Here is a 5,647-nt window from a genome sequence, read left to right as displayed (position 1 = left end):
GCGACATGGAACGCGACGACCTGCACCGCGAGGTCTATCGCACACAAGGCACACTTACCAGTTGCTTCGGCTATGACGCCATGGGCCGTAAGGCATGGCAGTTTGCCTCAACGCTTCCGGCTGACAAGCTGTCGCACGTGCTGGGCAGCGAAACGCCACAATTGCTGGTGGAACACGCCTACAACCCGATCCACCGCCGTTACCAATACGACCCCGCCGGTGAACTGACCCGCACGCTGGACAAACTGCGCGGCGAGATCAAGCACGAATATGAAGCCAATGGCCAGTTGCACAGCCGTGATACCGGCAAGTTGGTGGACAGTGAAGAGTTCCGCTACGACGCGGCGGCGAACCGGTTGAACTTCAACACCAGTCAGTTTGATCACGTCAAAGACAATCGGATCAAGCACTGGCGCGATCAGGAGTATGCCTACGATCCGTGGGGTAACCTGGTTGAAAAACGCAGTGGGATGAACCGGCTGCAGACGTTTGTGTATGACTGTGAAAACCGCCTCGTCAAAGCTGAGACGTTGGTGGGCAGCAAGCTGGAGAGTACCGGTGGTTATCGGTATGACAGCTTGGGCCGTCGTGTAGCCAAGGTGTCGCGGGTCAACGGGGTCACGGACCAGAAGCATTTTCTGTGGCAAGGCTTGCGCCTGTTGCGGGAGGAAAGTCCGGGGCAGAGCAGTCTGTATGTCTATGAGCCGGGTAGTTATGCACCCTTGGCTCGGGTGGACCAGGAAGAGGGCGGGGAGCAGAGGCTTTACTACTTCCATACCGACCAGATTGGTACGCCGCTGGAGATGACGGACGCGGACGGGCAGATTGTCTGGCAGGCAACTTACAAGGCGTGGGGCTCGGTTGAGAAGCTGACGGTCAATGAAGTCGAACAGAACCTGAGGTTTCAGGGGCAGTATTTCGACGACGAGACGGGGCTGCACTACAACACGTTTAGGTATTACGATCCGGAGGTGGGGCGGTTTGTTACGCAAGATCCGATTGGGTTGGATGGGGGGTATAATTTATATAAATACGCTCCCGGCCCTACTGGATGGATCGACCCATTAGGTCTCTCGTGTGGTTCTGATGCGAAAGTTTTAAGACAAAAACTCGGTCCTAGTCCTGTTGGCGGAGGGCAGTACGATGCGCATCATATAATAATGTCAAATTCGAAAGATCCAAGGATGATGGCGCTTCGAGAGAAAATGAAAGAGTTAGATATTGACGTGAACGATAAACGTAATGGGATATGGTTACCTAATTCGGAGTCTGCTCGAGTGCCAGGAACCAGCGCAACGCCTCATAAAGGTGCCGGTGTGCACAGTGATAATTATAAGCAAAAGGTTTTTGATTCGTTGTCGGAAAAAAATACAAGAGAAGAGTTTTTGAGTAGTCTGGGTGATATCAAAAAATCCCTCAGTGAAGGTATTAACTTTAAAAGGTAGTGAACATGAATTGTGCTGATCTGCTGATGCTTAAGGACGAGGCGTTGACTAAAATTAGTGACGAGAGTTTTTGTTCTAAGTTGTTCGGTGACGTGATTTGCGAGGATGTATCTTATGTTAAGGGTCCGCGATGGACGATAATTCCATTGGAACTCGAAATGTCGGGTGTAACCCCTTCAGCAATTATTGAGAAGGAGCCAGTGAGCAAGAAAAATTTATCGAAGTGTTATTTTTATGACGGGCAATTAGTAAAAATTGAAAGCTATAATTCTCAAGGTCAACTGGATGAATTTGAGACTTTTAAGGTCTTTGAGGGAAGGTTATTTTCGCTTCGGAAAAACAAACATCATGAGATACTCTGGCTGAAAATTGCAGAGCTTGATGGTGGGAAGGTTTCAAGGGCATGTCGCGTAGATGGAGATATGGAATACTGGGCATATCGATATAGCTGGGAGGGGGAGCAAGTTAAAGAGGTGGTTTCGTTGGCGAGCAATGGTGTGGCAGGTACAGTCATTAAAGTTGAGTATGATATTGATTCTACTGTTGCAAGGGTATTTTTCTTTAGTGGTGGTAATGAGATTGAGTTATACAATCATATCTAGATCGCCATTTTTTGGCGTTTTTAAGTTTTTAGTAAGTGGCAGTTTATGCATGCGCGTATCGAGGGTAGACGCATCTATTGCTTCGAAGCTCTTTGCTGATGATTGGGGTTTTTCCATTGTTTCAATGCTGCCCAGAGAGGAGCTTACATAATTCCGCTACGAAAATGGGGCAGTCGCGGCGCCCTCTTTCAGTAGAGATTATCTCATTTGTTTTGGATAGATCAATTAGGGCCGGCATTTGGCGTGGGGTGGTTTTATTTAGGAGGTGTTGTAAGTCTATAATAGCGTGGAGTGTCAAATTGACTGCATAATAACCGTAAAATAAGGATTAATTTGATGGAAACTACAGAGCGAATTAAAATTCGCAGTGAATACAGCGGGAAATGGAAAGAGCGTTTTGAGTTTTTTGATGTGTATGGCGCTCCGAGCAGTAAGTCGTTCAAGACAGCTATGAAAGGGCTTCCTTTCAAGAAAAAGATTTTGATCTGTCAAAACTTCATGGCCTTCTTTTTCGGCTTTATCTACCTATTCGTCTTGGGGCTCTGGAAGCGTAATCTGGCGATGCTCGGCGTGGTGACGCTCATGTATATTGCGTTCATTGTGGGCTTTGCCCTGATGGGGATGCAGTTTCCGGCTACTGTCGAAAGAGGGTTGGGTATCGGTGTTTCCATTTGGTATGGCACCAGTGTCAATTATGCGTATTACCTGAAGGAAGTGAAGGGGTACAACGGTTGGAATCCGTTCAAATACTAAAAATGAATCGTGTTGTCATTTTTCGCTTTCAATTGTGGCACCCATGAGGATGCCGTGTGGTTAAACCACATTCAGTTATAGGGAAGTAACCATTATGCAGCAATCAATCAAGCTCTCTCCAAGCGTGACCGGTCAACTGATCAAAACATACCGCCACGGCAAAGGTTTTCCGCTCTTTATATTGCTGTTCGCACTGGTCATGATGGGCCTGTCAGGATTCGTGTTGTACCTGGGTACCATCCTGCCAACGGGCATTACCGGGGCGAACACCAGTCGTGATGTCAGTCCCCAGTCTTTGATCTATTTCAGTAGTGGCTTGCTGATCGTCATTTCCGCCGTTCTATTCGGACTTTATACGTGGCAGAAAAAATTGCGCGCGACCCATTATGAGGTTTACGAGCACGGTATTGTTGCTATTAGCGGAGCGGATCATCGATACACGGCGTTTGCTGAAATAGAAGACCTGTATCTGTTCAGTTCGGGGCAAACGGCAATCTCTGGCCTGATCACTAACGTGGCATACCGACGTAATGACAGCGAGCCATTTCATCGCGTTATCGCGTCGCTGAAAGGTTTTTTTGAGTTTCAGCAACTGGTGCGCGAACTGCATGTTCGAGAGCGTCTGCCGGTTGTGATGAAGAAGCTAGAGTCTGGTGGCGCAGTGACCTTCAACTATGTGCCCACCGGCCAGGTCTGGCGTAAACGAATCGGGGGGGATTTCCTCAATGTCACTACTCAGGCAATCGTTGTGACGCGCGATTCTCTAGACGTTGAGGGGAGTAAAGTGCCGCTGTCGACACTCTCGACAGTTGATCTGAATAATTGGACCGAAAACGTCGCTATCGAAGATGCAACCGGGCGGCAGATTCTATCGACGGTGTGCACCGGCATCATGAGCCATGACCTGTTCCTTACCACCCTGGATGTATTGCTGGATGCCGAGCGCTCCAGCACCGATGTGGCTGTGTCAAGCCTGGCTTGAGGGTCCCGGGAGCCGCCAGCCTGACCATGACAAGACCCGGCCGAAAAGGCCGGGTTTTTTGGGATCGTTGTGCGCCGTTGCCGGCAGTGCAATTCTGGAAAAAGGTCTGATCCAGCGTCTGCCGACCGCGCAAGGCAATCGCTGAAACCATTGAAGACCAGTTGCGTGTAGTTGGGCACTGGACCAGCGATGACGAATACCAAAATGTAGGCTTGCTCGCGAAGACGGCCTCAAGGGCACCACAAATCCCGGAACTGTCATCAACCTCGACTAGGCTCAGCAGGTTAACCCCCATGAGCCCCCGCCATGTTCAAAGGCTTGTCCCTGCTGTTCATCCTCCTGCTGAGCGCCACGGCCCACGCTGAACACTGGCCGGCCGAGCAATGGCCCACCGGCGCGGCAATCACTGGCCCTGCACTGCAGGCGCTGGAAACCTACGCCTTCCCACCCCGCGACGACAGCACCCGAAAGGGCATCCGCACCGATGCCCTGCTGGTGATCCGCGACGGTCAGTTGATCTACGAGCGCTACGCCGGCCCGACCACTGCCGACACGCCGCACCTGACCTGGTCGATCAGCAAAAGCTTGATGGCCGCGGTGCTCGGGGTGGCCTATGGCGAGGGACGGTTCAAGCTGCAAGACCCGGTCGCCGGTTTTTACCCGCCGCTGAAAAAACACCCGAACCTGACCATGGCCGACCTGCTGCACTGGGCCTCGGGCATCGATTGGCAGGAAGACTACGAATACGCGCCGCTGAAGTCCTCGGTGGTGGCCATGCTCTACACCCGTGGTCACACCGACATGGCTGCATTCACCGCCGATCACGGCAGCTATGCCGCGCCGGGCGAGGCGTTTCGATATTCCAGCGGTGACAGCAACCTGTTGTCCGCCGCGCTGAAAACCATCGTCGGCCCAGAGCGTTATGCGGACTATCCATGGACGGCCTTGTTCGAGCCGCTCGGCATTCGCCATGCGGTCTGGGAAACCGATGACACCGGCACCTTCGTCGCCTCGTCCTACGCCTACCTCACCGCCCGCGACCTGGCACGCGTCGGCCTGTTGATGGCCCGGGACGGTCGCTGGGGCGAACGGCAACTGCTGCCCAAGGACTGGGTGGCGTTCAACCGTGAGCCGTTCGTCCACTACCGCGCCGATCAGGATGATGCGGTGCCGGGTGGTCACTGGTGGCTCAACCGTCAGGCGGACGGCGCCGCACAACCCTGGCCCGATGCCCCGGCCGATACCTTCGCGGCGCTGGGGCACTGGGGCCAGGCGATGTATGTGATCCCCAGCGAACACCTGGTGATTGTCCGTTACGCCGATGATCGCGACGGCACTTACCGACACAACGAACTGCTCAAACTCGCGCGCAAGGCGTTTGCCGGGCAGGTGCAGCCATGAGCAACGTCATAGGCCGTCGCCCGATCCGTTCGCTGTTGCTGATCCTGCTGCTCGCCTTGCTGGGCTGGATCTGGCACGAGCGGGTGGCGTTGTGGGCCTTTCCCGACATCATCAGCGCGTACACGGCCAAGGAATATTGTTCGTGTCGGTATGTGATGAATAACGATGCCGAGTATTGCCGTGGGTACGTGAAGCAATGGTTGCCGGTGAGCGGGTTTACCGATGACGCCGTGGCCAAGCGCGTTACCGTCAGCGGGATGGGGCGCAGCCATAGTGCGGTGTGGATGGGCGAACACCAAGGCTGCCGCTTGTCTCCCTGACGGCAAAGGGGCTTTCGTGGCGAGGGAGCTTGCTCCCGTTGCGCTGCGAAGCAGTGCCAACACTTGCAACCGGGTTTTGTCTGATGCACTGAGGTGGCTGATTTTGCGTCTGCTGCGCAGCCGGACGGGAGCAAGCTCCCTCGC

Annotated in this window: 6 protein-coding genes; all 6 read left to right on the top strand. The window is 53.4% G+C overall.

Going from position 1 to position 5,647, the window contains the following annotated elements; translation table 11 throughout:
• Window positions 1-1,445 (top strand): RHS repeat-associated core domain-containing protein (locus B0W55_RS28475; protein ID WP_175645585.1); only part of this gene is annotated, 1,445 nt, incomplete at its 5' end.
• A 5-nt stretch (window positions 1,446-1,450) separates the two neighbouring features.
• Window positions 1,451-2,047, top strand: a complete 597-nt coding sequence (locus B0W55_RS28470; RefSeq protein WP_077049236.1) for a hypothetical protein — start codon at window positions 1,451-1,453, stop codon at window positions 2,045-2,047.
• A 336-nt stretch (window positions 2,048-2,383) separates the two neighbouring features.
• Entirely contained in the window at window positions 2,384-2,800 is a 417-nt protein-coding gene (locus tag B0W55_RS28465) for a DUF2628 domain-containing protein (protein ID WP_077049235.1), read from the top strand.
• Between the two features lie 94 nt (window positions 2,801-2,894).
• Window positions 2,895-3,782: a hypothetical protein gene (locus tag B0W55_RS28460; protein WP_077049234.1), complete on the top strand. Its 888-nt coding sequence runs from the start codon at window positions 2,895-2,897 to the stop codon at window positions 3,780-3,782.
• Window positions 3,783-4,088: 306 nt separating this feature from the next.
• Window positions 4,089-5,183, top strand: a complete 1,095-nt coding sequence (locus B0W55_RS28455; RefSeq protein ID WP_077049233.1) for a serine hydrolase — start codon at window positions 4,089-4,091, stop codon at window positions 5,181-5,183.
• Window positions 5,180-5,503: an amidase gene (locus B0W55_RS28450; RefSeq protein ID WP_077049232.1), complete on the top strand. Its 324-nt coding sequence runs from the start codon at window positions 5,180-5,182 to the stop codon at window positions 5,501-5,503. The genes B0W55_RS28455 and B0W55_RS28450 overlap by 4 nt, the downstream gene beginning before the upstream one ends.
• Window positions 5,504-5,647 lie beyond the last annotated feature (144 nt).

The sequence above is a fragment of the Pseudomonas sp. KK4 genome (genome assembly GCF_001984065.1).
Classification (GTDB): domain Bacteria; phylum Pseudomonadota; class Gammaproteobacteria; order Pseudomonadales; family Pseudomonadaceae; genus Aquipseudomonas.
This window is presented reverse-complemented; position numbering and strand designations above follow the sequence as displayed.